Source organism: Allobosea sp. P4_E12 (genome assembly GCF_056401655.1).
Genome location: NZ_JBFUIY010000124.1, coordinates 1 through 1,521, shown reverse-complemented (window position 1 = coordinate 1,521; position 1,521 = coordinate 1). Strand labels below are relative to the sequence as shown.

Below are 1,521 nucleotides of genomic sequence, written 5' to 3'. Positions count from 1 at the left end.
AAGGTCTGCGAGCGCGACCTTGGTCAATATTGCAGCGGCGTGCAGCCCCATGACGGCTACAGGCTGCAGTGCCTGCTGACCGCGTCGAAGGTCGTCAGCAGCGGCTGCAAGCAGGTCATCGTCGATGCCGGTTGGAACTGAAGGCACAGCGCACCCCATGAAGCCCATCGCCCTCGTCTTCTCCGCCGCAATCGCCCTCGCCCCCGCAACCGCAATCGTGCAGGCCCAGGAGCGACTCAACGATACGCAGCTGATCGAGACGCTGAACGTCCTCGACCAGTCGAAATCCATCGACGTCGCCGCGCTCCGCCGCCAGGCCGTGGACAGCGTCGCCGCCAACCGCGGACCGGACGCCTCGCTGCGCGAGCCGCTCTCGCAGGAACTGGACAATCTCTCGCAGTTCACCGTCGAGATCCAGTTCCGGACCGGCTCGGCGGTGATCCGCCCTGCATCGTTCCGCACGGTCGGCGTGATTGCCGACTCCCTGCTCCACCCGACCTTGCGGGAATACAAGTTCCTCATCGTCGGCCACACCGACGCGGTCGGCGACCGCAAGTCCAACCTGACGCTGAGCCAGAAGCGGGCCGATGCGGTTCGCGACGCGCTGGTCACCACATTCGGCATCGCCCCCGCCAGGATTGTCTCGGTCGGTCTCGGTGAAGAGCAGTTGCAGAACCGGAAGAACCCGGACGCAGCAGCCAATCGGCGCGTCCAGATCGTGAATGTGGGTCGTTTCAGATAGGGGCCGGACGGTGATGGACCGGCTTGTTTGCAGACATTTGAGCGCGAGGACGGCATGCGACACGGAATGATCGCCCTATCCGCAATGGCGCTGGTGCTGGCTCCAGCCAGCGCCATTCTCCCGGGCCTCGGCGCCGCCTTCGCCCAACAGGCCGCACCAGCGCCACAGGCTGCACCGGCGCAGGCAGCGGACACGGTCTTCACCCGTGCGGAGATCGAGCCGCTGGTGAAGCCGATCGCGCTCTACCCCGACCCGCTGCTCGCCCAGTTGTTGCCGGCCTCGGCCTATCCGCTCGATATCGTGCAGGCGGCGCGCTGGATCGAGCGCAACAAGGCGGCCGTCGAGAAGGCCGACTTCACGGCAGCCGACGCCATGAACTGGGATGCCAGCGTCAAGGCGCTGATCCGGTTTCCCGACCTGATCAAGCAGATGAACGAGAACCTCGACTGGACGAGCGATCTCGGCGACGCCTTCGTCTACCAGCCGACGGATGTCGCGGCCGTCATCCAGGATCTCCGAGCCCAGGCGGCAAAGGGTGGAGCCCTGAAGTCGACGCCGCAACAGACCGTCGTCCAGAAGACCGAGGGATCCAGCAACGTCATCTATATCGAGCCGGCGGAACCGGAGGTGATCTATGTTCCGAGTTACGACCCCGGCGTCGTCTACGAGCCGGTCGCCTCCGCCGTCCCGGGCGCGCTCCTGACCTTCGGGACGGCCATCGCCGTCGGCGCCGTGATGTACAACAACCCGTGGAACTGGGGCACCGGCGCGGTCTATCC

The 1,521-nt window shown here is 65.9% G+C and carries 2 protein-coding genes; both read left to right on the top strand.

All coding sequences use genetic code 11. From position 1 onward, the window contains the following. Positions 1-157 precede the first annotated feature (157 nt). Positions 158-742, top strand: coding sequence for an OmpA family protein (locus tag AC1DW9_RS36600; RefSeq protein ID WP_441508680.1), 585 nt, complete (start codon positions 158-160; stop codon positions 740-742). 66 nt (positions 743-808) lie between these two features. After that, positions 809-1,521 (top strand): DUF3300 domain-containing protein (locus AC1DW9_RS36595; RefSeq protein ID WP_476855411.1); only part of this gene is annotated, 713 nt, incomplete at its 3' end.